11 protein-coding genes are annotated in these 18,938 nt (G+C 63.8%); 6 read left to right on the top strand and 5 right to left on the bottom strand.

Features of this window, described 5'->3' with window-relative positions; translation table 11 throughout:
* Positions 1-388: 388 nt before the first annotated feature.
* Together parC and AC6R19_RS16495 are read right to left on the bottom strand one after the other, a co-directional pair.
* Positions 389-2,638 carry a DNA topoisomerase IV subunit A gene (gene parC, locus AC6R19_RS16500; RefSeq protein ID WP_500580951.1) on the bottom strand — a complete coding sequence of 750 codons (2,250 nt, stop codon included), beginning with the start codon at positions 2,636-2,638 and terminating at the stop codon, positions 389-391.
* 69 nt (positions 2,639-2,707) lie between these two features.
* Positions 2,708-3,613 carry a LysR substrate-binding domain-containing protein gene (locus AC6R19_RS16495; RefSeq protein WP_500580950.1) on the bottom strand — a complete coding sequence of 302 codons (906 nt, stop codon included), beginning with the start codon at positions 3,611-3,613 and terminating at the stop codon, positions 2,708-2,710.
* A 115-nt stretch (positions 3,614-3,728) separates the two neighbouring features.
* Here AC6R19_RS16495 and AC6R19_RS16490 point away from each other — a divergent pair, with 115 nt between their 5' ends.
* From AC6R19_RS16490 to AC6R19_RS16475, 4 genes are all read left to right on the top strand, one after another.
* Positions 3,729-4,409: an FMN-dependent NADH-azoreductase gene (locus tag AC6R19_RS16490; protein WP_500580949.1), complete on the top strand. Its 681-nt coding sequence runs from the start codon at positions 3,729-3,731 to the stop codon at positions 4,407-4,409.
* A 108-nt stretch (positions 4,410-4,517) separates the two neighbouring features.
* Positions 4,518-4,970 carry a DUF2214 family protein gene (locus AC6R19_RS16485; RefSeq protein ID WP_500580948.1) on the top strand — a complete coding sequence of 151 codons (453 nt, stop codon included), beginning with the start codon at positions 4,518-4,520 and terminating at the stop codon, positions 4,968-4,970.
* 35 nt (positions 4,971-5,005) lie between these two features.
* Entirely contained in the window at positions 5,006-5,611 is a 606-nt protein-coding gene (locus AC6R19_RS16480; RefSeq protein WP_500580947.1) for an ABC transporter ATP-binding protein, read from the top strand.
* Complete coding sequence (locus tag AC6R19_RS16475) at positions 5,608-6,414, top strand: ABC transporter permease (RefSeq protein ID WP_500580946.1); 807 nt, start codon at positions 5,608-5,610, stop codon at positions 6,412-6,414. The genes AC6R19_RS16480 and AC6R19_RS16475 overlap by 4 nt, the downstream gene beginning before the upstream one ends.
* A 97-nt stretch (positions 6,415-6,511) precedes the next feature.
* On the opposite strand, the gene AC6R19_RS16470 is transcribed toward AC6R19_RS16475, so the two are convergent.
* The 3 genes from AC6R19_RS16470 to AC6R19_RS16460 all read right to left on the bottom strand — a co-directional run bounded on the left by AC6R19_RS16470 (position 6,512) and on the right by AC6R19_RS16460 (position 14,765).
* Positions 6,512-7,123, bottom strand: a complete 612-nt coding sequence (locus tag AC6R19_RS16470; protein ID WP_500580945.1) for an outer membrane beta-barrel protein — start codon at positions 7,121-7,123, stop codon at positions 6,512-6,514.
* 323 nt (positions 7,124-7,446) lie between these two features.
* Positions 7,447-9,414 (bottom strand): aconitate hydratase, encoded by a 1,968-nt coding sequence (locus AC6R19_RS16465; RefSeq protein ID WP_500580944.1) that lies wholly within the window; start codon positions 9,412-9,414, stop codon positions 7,447-7,449.
* Between the two features lie 71 nt (positions 9,415-9,485).
* Complete coding sequence (locus AC6R19_RS16460) at positions 9,486-14,765, bottom strand: DUF748 domain-containing protein (RefSeq protein ID WP_500580943.1); 5,280 nt, start codon at positions 14,763-14,765, stop codon at positions 9,486-9,488.
* Positions 14,766-15,053: 288 nt separating this feature from the next.
* Between AC6R19_RS16460 and selD the strand changes: the two genes are divergently transcribed.
* On the top strand, positions 15,054-17,348 hold the full coding sequence (selD, locus tag AC6R19_RS16455) for a selenide, water dikinase SelD (protein WP_500580942.1): 2,295 nt from the start codon (positions 15,054-15,056) through the stop codon (positions 17,346-17,348).
* 210 nt (positions 17,349-17,558) lie between these two features.
* Positions 17,559-18,881: an NAD(P)/FAD-dependent oxidoreductase gene (locus tag AC6R19_RS16450; protein WP_500580941.1), complete on the top strand. Its 1,323-nt coding sequence runs from the start codon at positions 17,559-17,561 to the stop codon at positions 18,879-18,881.
* Positions 18,882-18,938 lie beyond the last annotated feature (57 nt).

Raw genomic sequence — 18,938 nt, 5'->3', positions numbered from 1 at the left:
CGGCGATGGCCTCCGGGTAGCGGGATTGCCGCAGCAGCTTGTCGGCGGCCGCCAGCAGTACCGGCAGCGCCCGCTGGTCCGCGGGCCAAGTGTCGGCGAACTTCAGGCTGGGGGCTGGGGGCTGGCACGATTGTGGCCGTAGGAGCCTGCTTGCAGGCGAATGGCTACGGAGCTCCGCTCCATTCGCCGGGCACATCCCTGTGCCCGGCCCTTCGGGCAGCTTCGCTGCGTCAAATCGCTCCAGGCGATTTGATCGCTTGCAAGCAAGCTCCTACATGATGGCTCCATCTCAAGCTCGACGTTCTCAGCAGACCTTGAATAAATTCACCGGCACAAAAAATAAGGGCGATCACAAGGATCGCCCCTATGGATCAGACACCGGAGAAATTTATTTCTCCAGCACCTCGATCCGATCCACCTTCTGGAAACCCCGCGGCAGCTTGTTGCCGCGGCGGCCGCGCTCGCCGTGGTAGTGCTCCAGCTCGGGGATCTTGATCCTGGTGTGGCGCTTGCCGGCGTGGATCACCAGTTGGGCATCGCCCTCCAGCACCGCGATGCCAACCACAACCTCCTCGCGGCTGGCGGCGCGGGCCGAGGGGATATTGACGATCTTGTTGCCCTTCCCCTTGGCCAGCTCCGGCAGCTCCGACACCGGGAACACCAGCATGCGGCCCTCGCTGGTCACCGCGGCCAGCAGCGCCTCTTTCGGATTCTCCACCACACAGGGCGGCAGCACCCGCGCGCCCTTGGGCAGGGTCAGCATCGCCTTGCCCGCCTTGTTGCGCGACTGCAGGTCCGCCAGTTTGGCGACGAAGCCGTAACCGGCGTCCGAGGCCAGTAGCACCCGCTGCTCGTCGCTGCCCATCAGCAGCCCCTCGAAGGTGGCGCCGGAGGGCGGGTTGATACGGCCGGAGAGCGGCTCGCCCTGGCCCCGCGCCGACGGCAGCGAGTGGGACGCTATCGCATAGCTGCGGCCGGTGCTGTCCAGTAGCAGCGCCGGCTGGTTGCTCTTGCCGCGGGCGGCGAACTTGAAGCTGTCGCCGGCCTTGTAGTTGAGTGCGGCCGGGTCTATGTCGTGGCCCTTGGCGGCGCGGATCCAGCCCTTCTCCGACAGCACCACGGTGATCGGATCCGAGGACAGCAGCTCCGCCTCACTGAAGGCCCTGGCCTCCTCGCGCGCGACGATCGGCGAGCGGCGCTCATCGCCGAACTCGCCCGCCGCCTGCAGCAGTTCCTTCTTGATCAGGCTCTTCAGGCGGCGCGCGCTGTCCAGGGTCTTGGTCAGCATATCGCGCTCTTTTTCCAGCTCCGCCTGCTCGCCGCGGATCTTCATCTCCTCCAGGCGCGCCAGCTGGCGCAACTTGGTCTCGAGAATATATTCCGCCTGCACCTCGGTGAGCTCGAAGCGATCCATCAACTCCCGCTTGGGCTCGTCGTGGGTGCGGATGATCTCGATGACCTCGTCGAGATTCAGGAAGGCTACTAACTGGCCGGCCAGCAGGTGCAGGCGCCTCTCCACCTTGTCGAGGCGGAACTGCAGGCGGCGCCTGGTGGTGACGGTGCGGAAGCTCAGCCACTCGCCCAGTATCTTGTCCAGGGACTTCACCTGCGGGCGGCCGTCGATACCGATCATATTCATGTTGATGCGGTAGCTGCGCTCCAGGTCGGTGGTGGCGAACAGGTGGTTCATCACCGCGTCCACATCCACGCGGTTGGACTTGGGCACTATGACGAGGCGGGTCGGGTTCTCGTGGTCCGACTCATCGCGCAGGTCGGCCACCATCGGCAGCTTCTTGGCCTGCATCTGCGCCGCTATCTGCTCCAGCACCTTGGCGCCGCTGGTCTGGTAGGGCAGAGCGGTGATGACGATATCGCCCTCCTCCCTGCTCCACAGCGCGCGCATCTTCACCGAGCCGCGGCCGGTCTCGTAGACCTTCTGGATCTCCGCCCGCGGCGTGATGATCTCCGCTTCGGTGGGCATGTCTGGGCCCTGGATGTATTCGCACAGCTCGGCGACGGTGGCCTTGGGGTTCTCCAGCAGCGCCACGGTCGCGTCGACCACCTCGCGCAGGTTGTGCGGCGGAATGTCGGTAGCCATGCCCACGGCGATGCCGGTGGTGCCGTTCAGCAATATGTTGGGTACCCGCGCCGGCAGCACCGCCGGCTCGTCCATGGTGCCGTCGAAGTTCGGCTGCCAGTCCACGGTGCCCTGTCCCAGTTCCGACAACAGCACCTCGGAGTATTTGCCCATGCGCGACTCGGTGTAACGCATGGCGGCGAAGGACTTGGGATCGTCCGGGGAGCCCCAGTTGCCCTGGCCGTCGATCAGCGGGTAGCGGTAGCTGAACGGCTGCGCCATCAGCACCATTGCCTCGTAGACGGCGCTGTCGCCGTGGGGGTGGTACTTACCGATCACGTCGCCCACGGTGCGCGCGGACTTCTTGTACTTGGCGGTGTTCTTGAGCCCCAGTTCGCTCATGGCGTAGACGATACGCCGCTGCACCGGCTTCAGGCCGTCGCCGATATTGGGCAGGGCGCGGTCCAGGATCACGTACATGGAGTAGTCCAGGTACGCCTTCTCTGTGTATTCCTTCAGCGGCAGTCGCTCTGTGGCCTCAAAGACGGAGGTGTCGGTCATACAGCTCTCGTTATTCTGTTCGGAAGGAGCGGATTATGGCGGCGATTGGCGGCCGGTTCAAAGAGCGGCTCACTCAGGGACCTGCAAATTTGCGGGCTCGGGGCCCGCGGGCAGTTCATTTTGCAACCAGGAGCGGAACAGCTCGACCTTTGTTCGCTGCTCCCCGCCAACACCCAGCAGGTAGTAGGCAAAGCCGGGCAGGCGGCACTCCGCGCGGTAGGGCTGTAGCCAGCCGTGGCGGACGGCGGACTCGACCAGCAGGTTGCTGGCGAACGCCAGGCCCTGGCCTGCCAGGGCCGCCTGGATTACATGCAGTTCCTGGTCGTAACTGTGTTGCGGCGGCCTTTTTCCACGCGGCGCAAAGCGCCGCCGCCACTGTGACGCCGTAATGGCGGGCAGCCGGGGATTCTTCCAGCGGGTTTCAAACAGCGGGACCGGCTCGCCTTTTTCCAGCCGCGCGATGCAGTCGGCGGTGCCGTAAATTCCAAACTCCTCGCGAAGCAACAGCTCCGCCCCGCTCTCGGCCGGCAGCCGCCCGTAGCGAATGGCAACGTCCACCCGCCGATCGCGCTGCAGATCCACCAACCGCTCATCGGTCTGCACCACCACCCGCAAGTCCGGATAGGCGCGGTAGAAGCCCTGTAATCGCGGCACCAGCCACAGGGAGGCAAAGGCACTGGTGGTATTGATGGTGAGCGTCTCGGGTTGGCCGGCGATCTCCTCGATCGCATCCGCCAGAGTCTGCAGGGACAGGCGCGCGGCGTCCGCCAACCGCCGGCCGGCCCCGGTCAGATGCACCGCGCGTGTGCGTCGCTCGAACAGCGCCGTGCTCAGCTGCGCCTCAAGGTTGCGGATCTGGTGGGAGACCGCCGTGGGTGTGATATGCAGCTCCTCCGCCGCGGCCTTGAAGCTCCCGAGACGCGCGGCAGCCTCGAATACCCGGATGCTGTTCAGGTTGCTCAAACCACTGTACATATCGCCGCCCACAGATGAAATTTTTTCATCTATAGGTGAGAAAGCATCCTTTGTCAACGCGGCCTCCGGAAAGCATATTTGCAGTACAAACCCAGACAGAAATCCGGAGTCCAATATGAAAAAGATACTGAAGATAGACGCAAGTGCGCGCAGCGCCGACAGTGAAGTGCCGGCCCACCGCTCCCTGTCCCGGCTCCTGTCGCGGCATTTTCAGGAGCAGTGGCACAAGCACAACAACGGAGATCTGTTCATCCACAGGGATGTGGGCGCGATGCCGCCGGCCTTTATCAGCCAGGACTGGATAGCCGCGGCGTTTACCCCGGAGGCCCGGCGCAGCAGGGAGCAGCGGACACTGCTGGCGCTGTCCGACCAGCTGATCGATGAGGTGACACAGGCAGACCTGATACTGGTCGCTACGCCCATGTACAACTACGGCATGCCCGCCAGCCTCAAAGCCTGGTTTGACCAGGTGATTCGGGTCAACAAAACCTTCACCTTCGATCTGGACCGCGGCGACTTTCCGCTGGAGCCTGTGCTCTCCAAAAAGACCCTGGTGCTGCTGAGCGCAAGTGGCGAGTTCGGCTTCGGGGCTGGCGGCATCCGGGAATCCATGAACCACCTGGGCCCCCATGTGCGCACCTTGGGCCACTACCTGGGTGTCGAGGACTTTCACGAGATTCGCATCGAGTACCAGGAGTTCGGTGATGACAGGCACCGAAAATCGATCGAGGATGCACTCCGGTCTGTGGAGCAATTGGTAGAGGCATTGACCGGGAAAGTGCACGCAATGGTTTGAACTAAACCCAGGTCAGTGAAAGCAATGAATCAACTTTCACGCCACCTGTGGTAACTTCTCCTGCATCCTGAAAAAGAACGACCCCTAATGGAATACGGGAGACCACTGATGCCCACTCTGTTCGCCTTCCTGCACCACCTCACCGCCTTCGCCCTGGTCGCCGCCATCGCCATGGAGCTGGTGCTGCTGGGGCAGAAGTTCACCATTGAGAGCGCGCGCAAGCTGCAGGTCATCGACCGGGTCCTGGGCATTTCCGCCGGCCTGTTGCTGGTGGCGGGCCTGTTGCGGGTTTTCTATTTCGAGAAGGGCGCCGCCTACTATTTCCACAATGGCGCCTTCCACGCAAAACTGGGCCTGTTTTTCCTGGCCGCCTTCCTGTCCATTTACCCGACGGTGCGCTTTATTGCCTGGAACAAATCCCTGAAACAGGGGCAGCTGCCGGATGTCAGTGAGAACCAGAGGAAGCTGATGCGCAGGATTGTACATATCGAACTGGCGGCGATCGTGGGCATACTGCTGTTCGCGGCGATGATGGCGCGGGGCGTCGACCAGTTCAGCTGAACAAGAAAAGAAGGCTGGGCGAAACGGACAGAACATTGGCGAAACTCACCCTCAAAGGCGTCGCTATCGGCGACCTGGAAAAAGTCGACCTGGAAGTGGCTGCCGGGGAGATCGTCTGCCTGTCCGGCCCTTCCGGTGCCGGCAAGAGCCGCCTGCTCAGGGCAGTCGCGGACCTGGAGCCCCACAGCGGAACAGTGCGCCTGGGCGATGTGGAGCAGGCCTCTGTGCCCGGCCACCGCTGGCGGCGCTCGGTGATGATGGTGCCGACGGACAGCGCCTGGTGGTTCGATACCGTAGGCCCGCACCTGGACAAACCCATGCCCAAGGCCCTTAACGCCCTGGGCTTCGGCGATGAAACAGCCGACTGGTCGATAGACCGGCTGTCATCCGGGGAAAGGCAGCGCCTGGCCCTGGCGCGGGCCCTGTCCCGCGAACCGAAAGCGCTGCTACTGGACGAACCCACCGCCAACCTGGACGACAAGACCACCCGGCAGGTGGAGGAATGGCTGCAGTCAGTGATTCGCGAACACCGCTGGCCGGTACTCTGGGTGGCCCACGATCGGGAGCAGATACGGCGGGTGGCCAGGCGGCACTTCCACATCGAGGACTCGCGACTGGTGGAACGGGAGCTTCGGGAATGAATGCCATCGCCCTGTCCTGGTGGCAACTGGCCCTGGCGTCCTCCCTGGTGCTGGCGCTGGCCGCCTGTACCTTTGTCGCACGCCTGGGCGTGGGAAAATCCCTGCTGGTAGCCGCGGCGCGCACCGCGATCCAGCTGGCGCTGATCGGCGTCGTACTGGAGGCGCTGTTCGCGGTGGGCAGCCTGCACTGGGTGGCGCTGATGGGATTGGCCATGCTGCTACTCGCCGGTCGCGAAGTGGTCGCCCGGCAAAAATACCGGCTGCGCGGCGGCTGGAGCTTCGCCATCGGCACAATGTCGATGTTTATCTCCGCCTTCAGCGTGACGGTGCTGACCCTGATCGCGGTGATAGGCCCAGAGCCCTGGTACGAACCCCAGTACGCCATCCCGCTGCTGGGCATGCTGCTCGGCAACACCATGACCGGCGTGGCCCTGGGCCTGGACCGGCTCACCGAGAGCGCCCGCCGCTCCCGCAATATCATCGAAAACCGCCTGATGCTCGGCGAACCCTGGGCCCGGGCCTGCGGCGACTTCCGTCGCGAGGCCATGCGCGCGGGGCTGATGCCGATTATCAATTCCATGGCCGCGGCCGGCATCGTCTCCCTGCCGGGCATGATGACCGGCCAGATACTTGCCGGCAGCCCGCCGGCACTGGCGGTGAAATACCAGATACTGATCATGTTCACCATTGCCGCCGGCACCGGCTTCGGCACCTTCGCCGCGGTGGCCGTCTGCGCGCGGCGGCTGTTCGACGGGCGGGAGCGGTTGCGGGTGGACCGGTTGACGTCGGGTGGTCGCGACTGATTTTCCGGGGGAAGCTGTAGAGAAACCGCAACGCGGCAGTAATGAGGCGGGATTTCCGAGAGCATAAAAGTGGCGGCGCGCAGCCGCCAGCACCATGTTAAAAGCTCACGCTTACCTCAAACTGCATAGAGTTTTCCGCGCCCTTATCGCCGGTATAGCTGAAGTAGGCCAGGGAGCCGGAAATACTTTCATTGAACGCAAAGCGCGCGAAGGGCTTCAGGTAGGTGTCGCTTTCTATGCTGATATCCTCGCTATAGCAATTGCGACAATTTGTGATACCGCGATCGATATCAAAGTAGCGATAACCCGCGTTCAGGCCCAGTGCAAAGCCGTCGCTGAGGGGGTACTGGATACCGCCGTCGAAATAGAGGGAGCCGGCATCGATGCTGGAATCCTCGGTGGACTCGTCGCCGGTCCAGTCGTTTTCCACTCTCTGGGAGAACTCGTCCTCATCATCGATAAAGAAAAAGCTGGCACCGGCGGTAAAGTTGAAAAGGCCCTTTTCACCGCTGTAGCTCACACCCAGCCCAAAACCGCTGTCGGAGATACCGTTGGCCGCGGCGATATCGCTGTTGAAACTGATCATCTCGCCGCTGAGGCCCCAGCTGCCGCGGTATTCCGCGGACTCACTGCCTACCTCTTGTGCCGCCGCCGCGGAAGAAACAGCTCCCAGAACCAGGCCAACCACCAGATTTTTGTATTTATACACTTCAAATTTCCCCTAAAGACTCAATAGGAGATCGAATTAGAAAATTGTGCCTGAGTGATTTCAACAAGTGCACTGTGCCGGCGCAAACGATGTGACGCAGATCACAAAAAAACCGGAACCAAATGATAAAATCGAACAGTATTGCGAGCAGGGCCATAACCCCTTAGCACGTGCGAAGTCCGAGAATGGCCTGAAATGCGGCCGGACCAGCGTTCGGCGACTGGCAGGTTCTGCTGTCAGGATTATCAGAACTCTGTTCAACCGGAGATGCCAAGATAGACATATTCGAAGTGGATCGAAGACTAAGGAGTATCGCTATTGGTCTACTGATCGCCGTTGGTAAGGTGCTTCTCCCGCGCCTCATTAATCAGACCGCCAGCCTTCAGGGTCTCTATCTCCTCTTCGGAGAGATCGTGTTGCAGTTCTACCGTTTCACCGGTGGTATTGTTTTTCAGCTCCACCAGTTTGCCGGGTTTCAGCTGCTCGACGGGCTTGTCGATTTCCAGCGCCGCGTCCTGTTCCAGCTTGTCGTAGTCGGAAGGGTCGCTGAACAGCAGCGGCAGTACGCCGAAGTTGACCAGGTTGCGGCGGTGGATGCGGGCCATGCTCTTGGCGATCACGCAGCGTACGCCCAGGTAGCGCGGCGCTATGGCGGCGTGTTCGCGGCTGGAGCCCTGACCGTAATTCTCTCCGCCGACGACGAAGCAGTCGCCCTTCAGGTCCATGGCGCGCTGGTAGAAGTTTTCGTCGACGCGGGAGAAGGTGTAGCGGCTGATTTCCGGAATGTTGGAGCGCAGCGGCAGTATCTCGGCGCCGGCGGGGAGTATTTCGTCGGTGGAGACATTGTCGCCGGCCTTCAGCAGCAGAGGTCCCTTGAGGGTTGTCGGCAGCTTCTCGAAGTCCGGCAATGGCTTGATATTGGGGCCCTTGACCAGTTCTACCTCTACCGCTATCGCCCCTTCAGGTAAAGAGTCCTGCGGCGGTTGCAGCAGGGGGCGCATATCCGGCAACTCTTCCGGTTCCTCAAACGTCGGGTAATCCATATCCAGGTCGCGAGGATCAGTGATCTCGCCTTTCAGCGCGCTGGCTGTGGCGACTTCCGGGCTGCACAGGTAGACCTGGTCCTCCTTGGTGCCGGAGCGACCGGGGAAGTTGCGCGGCACTGTACGCAGGCTGATGCGGCCGCTGGCCGGGGCCTGACCCATGCCGATGCAGCCGCCGCAGCCGGTCTGGTGCAGGCGCGCGCCGGCCTGCAGCAGTGTCGTCAAGTCGCCGCTGCGACTGATTTCCTCGAGCAACTGGCGCGAGGTGGGGTTGATATCGAAGGAGACATTGTCGTCGACGCGTTTGCCGGCGACCATGCGCGCGGGAATCACGAAATCCCTTAGGCCCGGGTTGGCGGAGGAACCGATATAGCTCTGGTAGATCGGTCTGCCCGCCACCTCGCGCACCGGTACCACCTTGTCCGGGCTGGACGGGCAGGCAATCAGCGGCTCGAGTTTGGACAGGTCGATGGTGTCCTCCTCGTCGTAACCCGCGCCCTCGTCGGCCTTCAGTTCGACATAGTCATTTTCCCGCTGCTGCTGCTTCAGGAAGGCTTTCACGGCATCGTCGGCGGGGAAGACGCTGGCTGTGGCGCCCATCTCCTGGCCCATATTGGCGATTACATGGCGATCCATCGCCGTGAGTTTTTCCAGGCCGGGGCCGCGATACTCGACGATCTTGTTGACGCAGCCCTTGACGGTCTGCCGGCGCAGCATTTCCAGGATGATGTCCTTGGCGCTGACCCAGGGCGGCAGTTCGCCCTCGAGGGTTACGCCGAGCACTTTCGGCATCTTCAGTGCGAAGGGCACGCCGGCCATGGCCATGGCCACCTGCAGGCCACCGGCGCCGATCGCCAGCATGCCCATGGAGCCGGCGGCGCAGGTGTGGCTGTCGGAGCCGAGCAGCGTCTTGCCGGGAATACCGAAGCAGGACATATGCACGGGATGGCTGACGCCGTTGCCGGGTCGGCTGTACCAGAGGCCGTACTTGCGGCAGGCACTCTGCAGGAACAGGTGATCGTCGGCGTTCTTGAAATCCGTCTGCAGCAGGTTGTGGTCGACATACTGGGCGGACACTTCGGTCTTTACCCGTGGCAGTCCCAGCGCCTCGAATTCCAGCATCACCATGGTACCGGTGGCGTCCTGAGTCAGGGTCTGGTCGATCTTCAGCTCGATCGGGGTGCCCGGCTCCATGGAACCGCTGGCGAGATGGTTCCGGATCAGTTTCTGTGCCAGGTTCATGGCCATAGTTTTCACCATTTGCAAAGTATCCGCTTTGAGTATTACCCGCGGCGCCCCCTCTCCCTAAAGGGGAGACGCTAGTTGGAGAATTCCACCCGCGGTTCGTCGAAATCACGTCCATTGTAGTCCGGCGCGCAGGGGATCAATTCGCGGGCGGATATGCCCGCATCCAGCAGGAAGCTCTCTACCTTGCGGCTGCGTTCCTGCGCCAGGCGCTCGAATTCCTCGAACAACATCAGCGGCGGATGGCGATAGAAGGACTCGCGCGCCTTGCGGCTGCCGCCCAGACCGGGAGTGGAGTTCGGGTAGAGTGCGTGCCAGTCGCGCGCATTGGCGATACCGCAGATGCCGGGGCGGGCGTCCTGCCGCTCGCGCAGGGTGTCGACCATCTCCCGCAGCTGTTCCCGCGCCTCAGCGCTGAGTTCCACACTGCCGGGTTCGAAAGTAATCGGGTCGAAATCCACCGCGCGGAACCTTCCCCAGGCGAACTTGGCCAGGGTGTAGAAGCCGATCGGGGTGAAATAGCTGAGCAGGGATTCAAGGATCGCCCGTTGCAACAGGTGGCTGAAGATGAAGCTGAAGGAGAATTTCGGGTCATAGAGATCGCCGGTTACCGGCATTTGGAAGCGGACATTGCCCTGGCCGTCCTTCAGCAGCATCAGCGCAATATCCAGCGGAATAAACGACGACTCCACCGGCAGCTGATCATCTTCGCGCACGCGGCGTACCTTGATCTTGTTCAGTTCCATATCGGCGAAGGCATCGACCTTGTTTTCGCGTATCCGGATATTCAACACCGCGTCCAGCTGCCCCTGCAGTATCTTGTAGCCGAGCAGCCTGGCCATATAGGGCGTGGCCGGGATCAGGCTGGTATTTTTGATATAGCCGGTCAGGTTGGCGTTCCATTTTCGGATACCCAAGTAGTCGATGGTGCCGGCCAGCTGAAACTCGCCGAAGCCGCCGGGGCGCCCGTTCAGCAGCACTACCGAGGAGGGGTGCTCCGGGTGGTTGCTGACATTGAGCATGGTCAGGTAGATGGCCCTGATCGGCAGCCGCGCCCGGTACTGGCCCCCGCGGTCCACCCAGGTGAAGGTGCCGAAGCGCACGTCGAGTTCGTGGATAAGGTAGCGAAATCCCAGCTTTTCGGTCACGGCTTCCGCCGCGCGCACCAGCGGCGTTTCACCCCTACCGGTCAGCACGGCGAGCTCCTGCAGGAGCGGGTATTCCCCCGCACGATTGCGCACCACTATCAGGCGGGGCCGCAGCGCGTCGACCTTGACGATCTCCAGTTGGCGGCCGATCTTGTCGTACTCAAATTGCTCCACCGCCATTCCCGCCAGCCGGCCCACCACGGAATGTCGATGGTATTCCGGCGCGTCCTCGGGCCGCTCGAAGAGGGCGAAGTCCGCAGCTTCCGCCCGCAGGAAGCGAAACTGCGCCCTGTTGCTGAGCAGCTGCTCCACTGTGACACTTTCCCCGCGCACCAGCTGTCGCCCGTCGCCGGACAACAGCTGTATACCTTCGAGCCGCAGCTGCGCCAGCGCCAGGCCCTCATCGCCAGCGCGATAACTGCCGCTGGTAGCGACGCGTTCCACTACCAGGCAGTGGTCCACGCGTTCGATATAGCCGCGGGGCAAGCAGCCGGTGACCCTCTCCAGTTGCAGTTGTTCCGCCACCACGGCACCGGTGCCGAAGCGCAAGCGCTCCGAGAAGAGGGATTCCAGTTGCAACAGCTGCGCCGGCAGCCCCGCTGGGTAGTCCGGCTGGATCAGCCGCAACCCTTCTATGGAGAAACCGCGCAGTTCGGTGATGCGACCCGCGGCGGTATCGATGCGCTCGATAGCACCAAGCCGGACGCGCCCCAACTGGTAACAGGGCGCCAGGCGCGTATCCCCCAGGGCACCGCTTGGCAGGCAACCGCTCAGGCCGGACAGGCTGCCGATCGACGCCTCGTCGCCACCATAGGCGAGATGGTCCAGTTGCAGTTGGGCAATTTCCCAGGGCTCACCGGACTCACGGCCGATGGCCAGCCCCGTCAGTTGAACACTTCCGCCGATGGAAAAGGGCGCAGTTAGCGAGATCGCCTGGGTTCCGGGCAGGTAGAGGTCACCCAGGCGGATACAGCCCTCTCCCAATGGGCCCTCCATCGCCGCGGCGATATCCTCGGCCATTTGCCTTACCGGTCCGGCGAGACAGCCGCGGAAGTCGTGCACCCGTAGATCCGTGACCCACAGGGTGCGGCCACCGTTCCAGCGCAGTTTTTGCCAGCTAAGCCGCTGGAACCCCATATCGGCGTATTCACCTTCCTCCTGCCACAGGGCTATCGGTTCCGAGTGCAGCGCCCCCAGTTCCAGATTTGTTGCGGCGGACGTCAGGCCGATGCGGTTGACGCCGGCAAAGTCCAACTCTTCCGCGGTGACGCAATCTGCGATGCTCCAGGTGCGCAGGTTTTCGGGCACCAGGGTCCGGAGCCCGCAGGCGAGCAGCCTGCGCACTTCCAGTCCGTGCAGTTCCAGTGCCTGCGGGGTCAGCGCCACTCGCGCCACCTCGATGGCATCGATGGTCCACAGGGACTCCGCCACCGGCGCCACTTTCAGTTGTGTTTCGCCGAGGGTGAGCCCGGTTTCCTGCCCAGTTCCCTCGCTGCGCAGATCCTGCGCGGAAACACAGCGCGGCAGGCCGGAGCGCAGGGTAAAGTCGTGGGGCAGGCAGGCGTGCAGTTCAGCCGCGGTAAGATTCCGCACCTTCAACTCGGTGGGCCTGTTTGCGCCGCGGGGCCAGCGTATTTCCAGTTGCGGCGCCAACAGTTTCTGCAGATCGACGACATACTGCTCGCCCTCTTCCACCAGCATTATCCGCTGCGCCAGTGTGCCGCTCAGGTCCGCGGAAACTTTTCGGCTGTCGACAGCCAGTTCGAAGTTTTCTCCCAGGCGCAGATCCCGCAGTTCCGCGCAGCGGATATCCAGGGCCGGAGCTTTCGTTCCGGGCGCGAGGCAGGCGGAAAAGTCTTTCACGGAAAACTGCGGCAGGGAAACGTAAGTGCTGCGATACGGCGGGGGCAGATAGCGCAGGCGCGCGGCCGGCAGGCGCAGGCCATTCAGTTGCAGCAGCTCCCTTCCCGCCGGGGTCTTGGCGAGGGCGTGATCGAGGGTCAGCTGTCCCGCCTTGAAGTCCACACCGCCCTGCCAGGCAACGGCCAATGGACTGTGCTGGCGCAGGTTGCGCAGGTCGAAGCAGGCGGGCATCTGTTGCGGCTTTTTATAGAGCAGCTGTGCCCAGCTTTTTGGCAGACAGCCCTGCAGGCGGCTCAGGGAAGCGCTGCGCAGCTGCAGATTGGGGCTGGCGATATCCGGCAGCCGTGCAGCGTCATCCGTGGCACCATCCGCGGTCGTCGGGCCGTCGCGGCGGCGTTGCGCCAGTTCCTCCGGCAGCAGGCCTTTTTCATCGCCGTAGGTTTCATCCCCACCGCTTTCCATTTCCGGGCTCGGCGGCTGTCCCGCGGTGACCGGCATTGCCACCGAGCCGCTCTGGCCGCGGTCGACCCAGGGGTGGTCGCTGTCGGCATTGCGGCGCAGGAAGCCTTCGCCGGTGTGCAGTTTCTGCAGCAGCAACCCCCTGTCGCCATTCAACTGCTCCGCGAGCAGCAGCCGCTGCAGCTGCAGTTCGCCCGCTATCAGGTAGCCGTCCTCACCGCCCCGCCAGGCGAAGTTGCCACGCCCGCGCAGGTTCGCCAACTCCGCACACAGTGGCTGCAGTTTCGCCGGCAACAAACCATCCGGCAGGCAGCCGGACAGGGACTGCAGGCCGAAATCCTGCAGCAGCAACGGCGCCTCCGCACCGAACAGATTGATACGCTGCCAATGCAGCTTCTGCAGCCGCAACTGCGGCTGTCCCTCGAGCCCGAGCCGGAACTGGGCCAGCTTCAGCGGGCCGCTGGCAAATCCCCAGGGGCTTTGCTGTGCGCGCGATGCAAAACGCAGCTGCAGCGGCTCGGCACTGTGCAGCCCGGAGAGGCGCAGGCAGTAATCCGGCCGCTGCCACAGCTGCCCGGGGATACAGCCGATGGCGCTCTCCAGTTCCACGCTGCCGATTGTCAGCCGGCGCGTCGTGCCGCTGTATTCCAGTGCGCCGAGCAGCGCCAGGTGGGCGGTGAGCGGATTGTGGATATCACCCTCCAGGTCCAGCAGCTGCACCTGCTGCAGGCGGGCGGGGCCGGTGTTCACCGCCAGTTTCTTACTCCAGTCGAAAGCCACCGGGTCCGGCAGCTGCAGGGTGCCGGCGCGCACGCAGTAGTGATGATCCTGGTTGCGCAGGCCCGTCGGGCACCAGTAGAAGGCGCTGGCGCCGCCGCTCTGCCAGCTCAGCTTTTTCTGCGCGCGGACATAGTCGAAGTCGACCAGTGACAGCGTCTGCGCGCGCCAGTTGTGCCAGCGCCGACCGGCGTGGCGCAACGCTATGCCCTGGCCGCTGGCGCGGTGCCAGCGCACCTCGGCGCCCCTGCCGAAGCTGAACAGCAGATCCCCCTCGAGCTGCAGCCGCCGCGCGACGCCACAGTGACCTATCAGGCGCCCCAGGGCCGGCAATGCGTCGGCCCAGCGCTGCGGTGGGCAACTGCCGAACATGCGCGCCGCCAACTCGTCCGCCGTGATCCGGTTGCCGGGACGCCGGTAGAGGCCTCCGGTCAGTTCCAGTTTCACCAGCGCGGTATCGACTTTGCCCGAGTTTTTCTCCTGCATCAGCAGGTTGCGCAGGCTGAGTTTCTGCGCACCTATGGTGAGATCCAGCGGTTCGTCGCCGCGTCGCTGCATGCCCAGTAAAAAGTCCCGCAGCTGCAGGTTGTCGAACCCGACACAGCTCGGAGAGGACCAGGCCGGGCGGTGGCGATAGCAGAGGGTGCCGTCGCGAATGCGCACCCAGTCCAACAGCAGTTCAAAATCGCGATCCCTGCGCGGCCCCTGTCCCAGCGCCCAACCGCCGATCTCCCACTGGCGCCCGCGCTCGCCGATACTGGATTCCAGGTCCATGTAAGCACCGTCCAGGAAGGCCCGCTGCAGTCGCACGTTGCCGCGCAACAGTTGCCACCAGCTGTAGTCGAGCATCAGTTCCCGGGCGCGGAAGCCGCGGCCGTCTGCATTTTCTATATCTATGCCGCGGGCGACGACGCGCAGGTTCGGGATCGAAACCCGCAGGTGGGCGATCTCACCGTGCAGCCCGCGCTGCTGCAGCCACCTTTCGATATAGGGGGTCAATAGCGTGGAGACGGTGATGGATGCGACGCCCAGCAGCAACAGCACAGCGACCAGCCACCACAGCAGGCGTCGGACCGGGTCGATAAGCTGGGAACTCTTTAGTGGCATTCTTGAAAAGCGGCGCCGGAATGAATTTAGCGAACCCCGAGGCAAAGCTGGGCCCAATAAGTAAAGACCAAGTTGAAAGCTCCGAACGGCCCTGCTGCCGATCGACCAATTTTAAGTGCCGCTCGGTAAAGACTTATGCTGGCGCCGGCATTCGCGATAATGCGCCCGCGCGCCGCCGCAGGCTGTCTACTATTTATCCAGCGGCTAGAATATGCGGCAGTTTATGTCGCGCAGTTTTTCCGCCGCGACAGTTACAGCACCCTTTCATTTTTTTGCCGGCGAGAAACCATGCAGGAGTACCCCAATTACCAGGACATAGTCCTGGTCGGTGGCGGCCACGCCCATGCGATAGTGCTGCAGATGTGGGCCATGAACCCGCTGCCCGGCGCGCGCCTGACACTGGTTTCCCCCCAGGTGCAGACCACCTACTCCAGCATGCTGCCGGGGATGGTGGCGGGGCACTATCGGCTGGACGAAACCCATATCGACCTGGGGCGCCTGTGCCGCGCCGCCGGCGCGCGCTTCATGCAGGCTTTCGCCCACGATATCGATCCGCTGGAGAGAAAGATCTCCCTGCTCGGACGCCCGGACCTGGAGTACGACCTGCTGTCCCTGGACGTGGGCACCACGCCGGCGCGGGACCTGCCGGGTTCCGAACTGGCGATCCCGATCAAGCCCATAGGGCACTTCCACCGCTACTGGCAGCAGCTGCAAAAGCGCGTGCACAACAGTCGCGCCTCGCTGAAGCTGGGCGTGGTCGGCGGCGGCGCCGGCGGCTGCGAGCTGGCCATGGCCATGGCCCACGCGCTGGAGGAACAGCTCTACTCCGGCCGCGTCGAGGTGCACCTGATCCACAACGGCGACAGGGTGCCGGAGGGTTATCCGCTGTTGGCACGCAGCCTGGTGGCGCGGGAACTGAAGCGGCTCGGTGTCCGCCTGCACCGCAACTGGCCGGTGGCGGCGATTACCGAAGAGGGCGTGCAGGGCGAGGACGGCCAGGCGCTGGCGCTGGACCGGGTGCTGCTGGCCACCAACGCCTGTGCCCCGCCCTGGCTGGCCGGTTCCGGGCTGGCCCTGGACGAACAGGGCTTCGTGCTGGTGGACGCCAAGCTGCGCGCCTGCGGCCATGACAATGTACTCGCAGCCGGCGATGTGGCCAGCTTCGCCGGGCAGCCGCTGCCGAAAGCCGGCGTCTACGCGGTACGCCAGGGGCCGGTGCTGTTCCACAATCTGCGCGCGACCCTGACTGGAAAGGCATTGAAAGACTATCGCCCGCAGAGACACTTCCTCAGCCTGCTCTCCTGCGGCGGCCAGCGCGCGGTGGCGGTGCGCAACGGCATGGCCCTGGTGGGTGGCCCCCTGTGGCGCTGGAAAAACTATATCGACCAGCGCTTTATGCAGCGCTTCAGCGAGCTGCCGGTGGCACATGACATGGGCAAGCGGGAATCCATGCGGCCGCGGGAAATAATCAGCGAGCGCCACGGCGAAACCCTCGCGGCCACGCGCTGCAGCGGCTGCGGGGCCGAGGTGCTGCACCGCACACTAAAGAAGCTGCCGGTACAGCAGTCCGGCTTTTTACGAGGCGGTACCGGCGACGACGCCGCGGTGATGGAGCTGCCCCGGGACAAACTGCTGGTACAGAGTTCCGGCCAGCTGCGCGCCCTGGTCGCAGACCCCTGGCTGTTCGGCCGCCTGGCGGCGCTGCACGCCCTGTCCGACCTGTTCGCGATGCATGCGCGGCCGATCACCGCCCAGGCGCTGGTGACCCTACCCCTGGCCGTCGCCGAACTCACCCGGCGCGATTTACAGCAGTTACTGGACGGAGTCGTTTGCGAACTCAACCGCCACCAATGCGCCCTGGCCGGCGGCCACACCGCCGAGGGCTCGGAGTTGCAGTTGGGCCTGACAGTGAACGGCCTCGCCGACCCGGACCAACTGCTGGAGAAAACCGGCGCCCGCGCCGGCGACTGCCTGGTACTGAGCAAGCCCCTCGGAACCGGCGCTATCTTCGCCGCCGAGGGCCTGGGCAAGGCCAAGGGCCGCTGGGTGCAGAAGGCGTTGGAAACCATGCTGCAGAGCAATGCCGCGGCCGCAGAGCTGTTCGCCCGCCACGGCGCCCATGCGCTGACCGATATCACCGGCTTTGGCCTGCTCGGCCACCTGCTGGAAATGCTCGCCGGCGACCGGCGCCAGGACACCACCTTGGGCGCGACCCTGATCGCCGAGCGACTGCCGCTGATTCCCGGCGCGGCCTATTGCGCGGACCACGGCTGGCTCTCCAGCCTGCAGCCGCAGAATGCCGCCGCCTACGGCCATATCGACAACCCGCAGGAATGGCGGCAGCTGCCCCACTGGGAACTGCTCGCCGACCCGCAGACCTGCGGCGGCCTGCTGGCCGCGGTGCCGGCGGACAGCGCCGGGGACTGCCTGCAGGCGCTGCAGCAGGCCGGCTGCAGCCAGGCGGCGATTATCGGCACGGTGACCAGTGTCGGGTCGGCACTGCGGCCAGTCCGCCTCCTGCACAAGGGACACTGGCGCGAACTGGTCGCGCGGGAAGCGGAAAGCCTGCACAGTCAGATCTGAATTTGCCAAACCGGATTTGGCGGGAGATACTACCTGTCAAACAGCCCGCCGATACACATAAGGGCATCCCCAAGAACTTCCACCGTAGGGTGCGCCGGGAAGGACCGAAGTTTTAAGGAAAGCCTGTAAAAACTGTTCAGCGGCACAAGAAGAAATGGTCTTCACAGATTGGGGAATCGGCTTTTTTGCAAGCTCAGGAAGACCATAGTTATGAAGAAAATCGTAATCGTTGGCGGCGGTGCCGGCGGCCTGCAACTGGCCACCCGGCTCGGCCACCATTTCAGTTTCACACCATTCCTCAAACGCCGGCGCAAGTCCCCCGCCGCACAGATCACCCTGGTCGACAGGAGCCGCACCCATATCTGGAAACCCCTGCTGCACCAGGTGGCCACTGGCGCGCTGGACTCCAGCCTGGACGCGCTCAATTACCAGGTACATGCGCGCGCCAACGGCTTCAATTTCCAGCTCGGCAGCCTGCAGAACCTGGACCGCGAGCGCCGCGTCATCGAACTGGCGCCGGTAGTCGACGACGAGGGCCGGCAGCTGGTGCCGGCGCGGGAACTGGAATACGACTACCTGGTGCTCTGCATCGGCAGCCAGAGCAATGACTTCCACACCCCCGGCGTGCGCGAACACTGCGTTTTTCTCGACAGCAGTGAACAGGCGCGGCGTTTTCACCGCCTGCTGCTGGACCGCTTCCTGCAACTGGAAACCCGCACCGCAGAAAAAGTGCAGATCGCCATTGTCGGTGGCGGCGCCACCGGGGTGGAACTGTCCGCGGAACTGGTGGATGCCAGCCGGCAGATGGGCAACTATTATTCTCCAAATCGGGGCCATATCCAGCGCAATTCCCTCAGTATTACTCTGATCGAGGCGGGACCACACCTGCTGCCGGCGCTGCCGCCGCGCCTGGGCAACAACGCCGAGCGCGAACTCAGCAAACTGGGCGTGCGCGTGCTCACCGGCTGCGCCGTGGCCGAGGCCAGCGAAGACGGGCTGATCACCAGGGACGGCGAGAAGATCCCCGCCTCCGTCCGCGTCTGGGCTGCCGGCGTCAAGGCGCCGGACTTTCTCGCCCAGCTGGACGGCCTCGCCGTCAACAGGCTGAACCAGATCGAAATCACGCCGGATTTGCAGTCGGCCAGCGACCCGAACATCTTCGCTCTCGGCGACTGCGCCGGCTGTATCGATATTGCCGAACAGCGAGTGCCGCCGCGCGCCCAGGCGGCACAGCAGATGGCCGGCGTGGCCGAGCACAACCTGATCGCGAAGATCGAGGGCGGGCCGCTGAAGCAGTTTCGCTATCGCGACCGCGGCTCGCTGGTATCGCTGAGCAAGCACACCGCAGTGGGCAACCTGATGGGCACACTGGTCAAGGGCAGCCTCACCATCGAGGGCCGCATCGCCGGCCTCGCCTACCGCTCCCTCTACCGCATGCACCTGGCCGCGGTGCACGGCTGGGCCAAGGCGATGCTGATCTACTTGGTGGGCCAGGCAAACCGCTTTGTTAAACCGCGGTTGAAAATGCATTAATCTGCCGCCCGGGGGCGCGGAGCTCCAGCTCCGCACGCGGGCCACAGGCCCGCTCCG

It is taken from the genome of Microbulbifer sp. SE14 (genome assembly GCF_059834885.1).
Note: the sequence above shows the minus strand (reverse complement) of the source record. Positions and strands in the feature narration are given on the sequence as shown.

Bases quoted from the DNA above. Each gene is read 5' to 3' on its own strand.
- parC (WP_500580951.1), bottom strand. From the start codon at position 2,638: ATGACCGACACCTCCGTCTTTGAGGCCACAGAGCGACTGCCGCTGAAG.
- AC6R19_RS16460 (WP_500580943.1), bottom strand. From the start codon at position 14,765: ATGCCACTAAAGAGTTCCCAGCTTATCGACCCGGTCCGACGCCTGCTG.
- AC6R19_RS16490 (WP_500580949.1), top strand. From the start codon at position 3,729: ATGAAAAAGATACTGAAGATAGACGCAAGTGCGCGCAGCGCCGACAGT.
- AC6R19_RS16475 (WP_500580946.1), top strand. From the start codon at position 5,608: ATGAATGCCATCGCCCTGTCCTGGTGGCAACTGGCCCTGGCGTCCTCC.
- AC6R19_RS16450 (WP_500580941.1), top strand. From the start codon at position 17,559: ATGAAGAAAATCGTAATCGTTGGCGGCGGTGCCGGCGGCCTGCAACTG.
- selD (WP_500580942.1), top strand. From the start codon at position 15,054: ATGCAGGAGTACCCCAATTACCAGGACATAGTCCTGGTCGGTGGCGGC.
- AC6R19_RS16485 (WP_500580948.1), top strand. From the start codon at position 4,518: ATGCCCACTCTGTTCGCCTTCCTGCACCACCTCACCGCCTTCGCCCTG.
- AC6R19_RS16465 (WP_500580944.1), bottom strand. From the start codon at position 9,414: ATGGCCATGAACCTGGCACAGAAACTGATCCGGAACCATCTCGCCAGC.
- AC6R19_RS16495 (WP_500580950.1), bottom strand. From the start codon at position 3,613: ATGTACAGTGGTTTGAGCAACCTGAACAGCATCCGGGTATTCGAGGCT.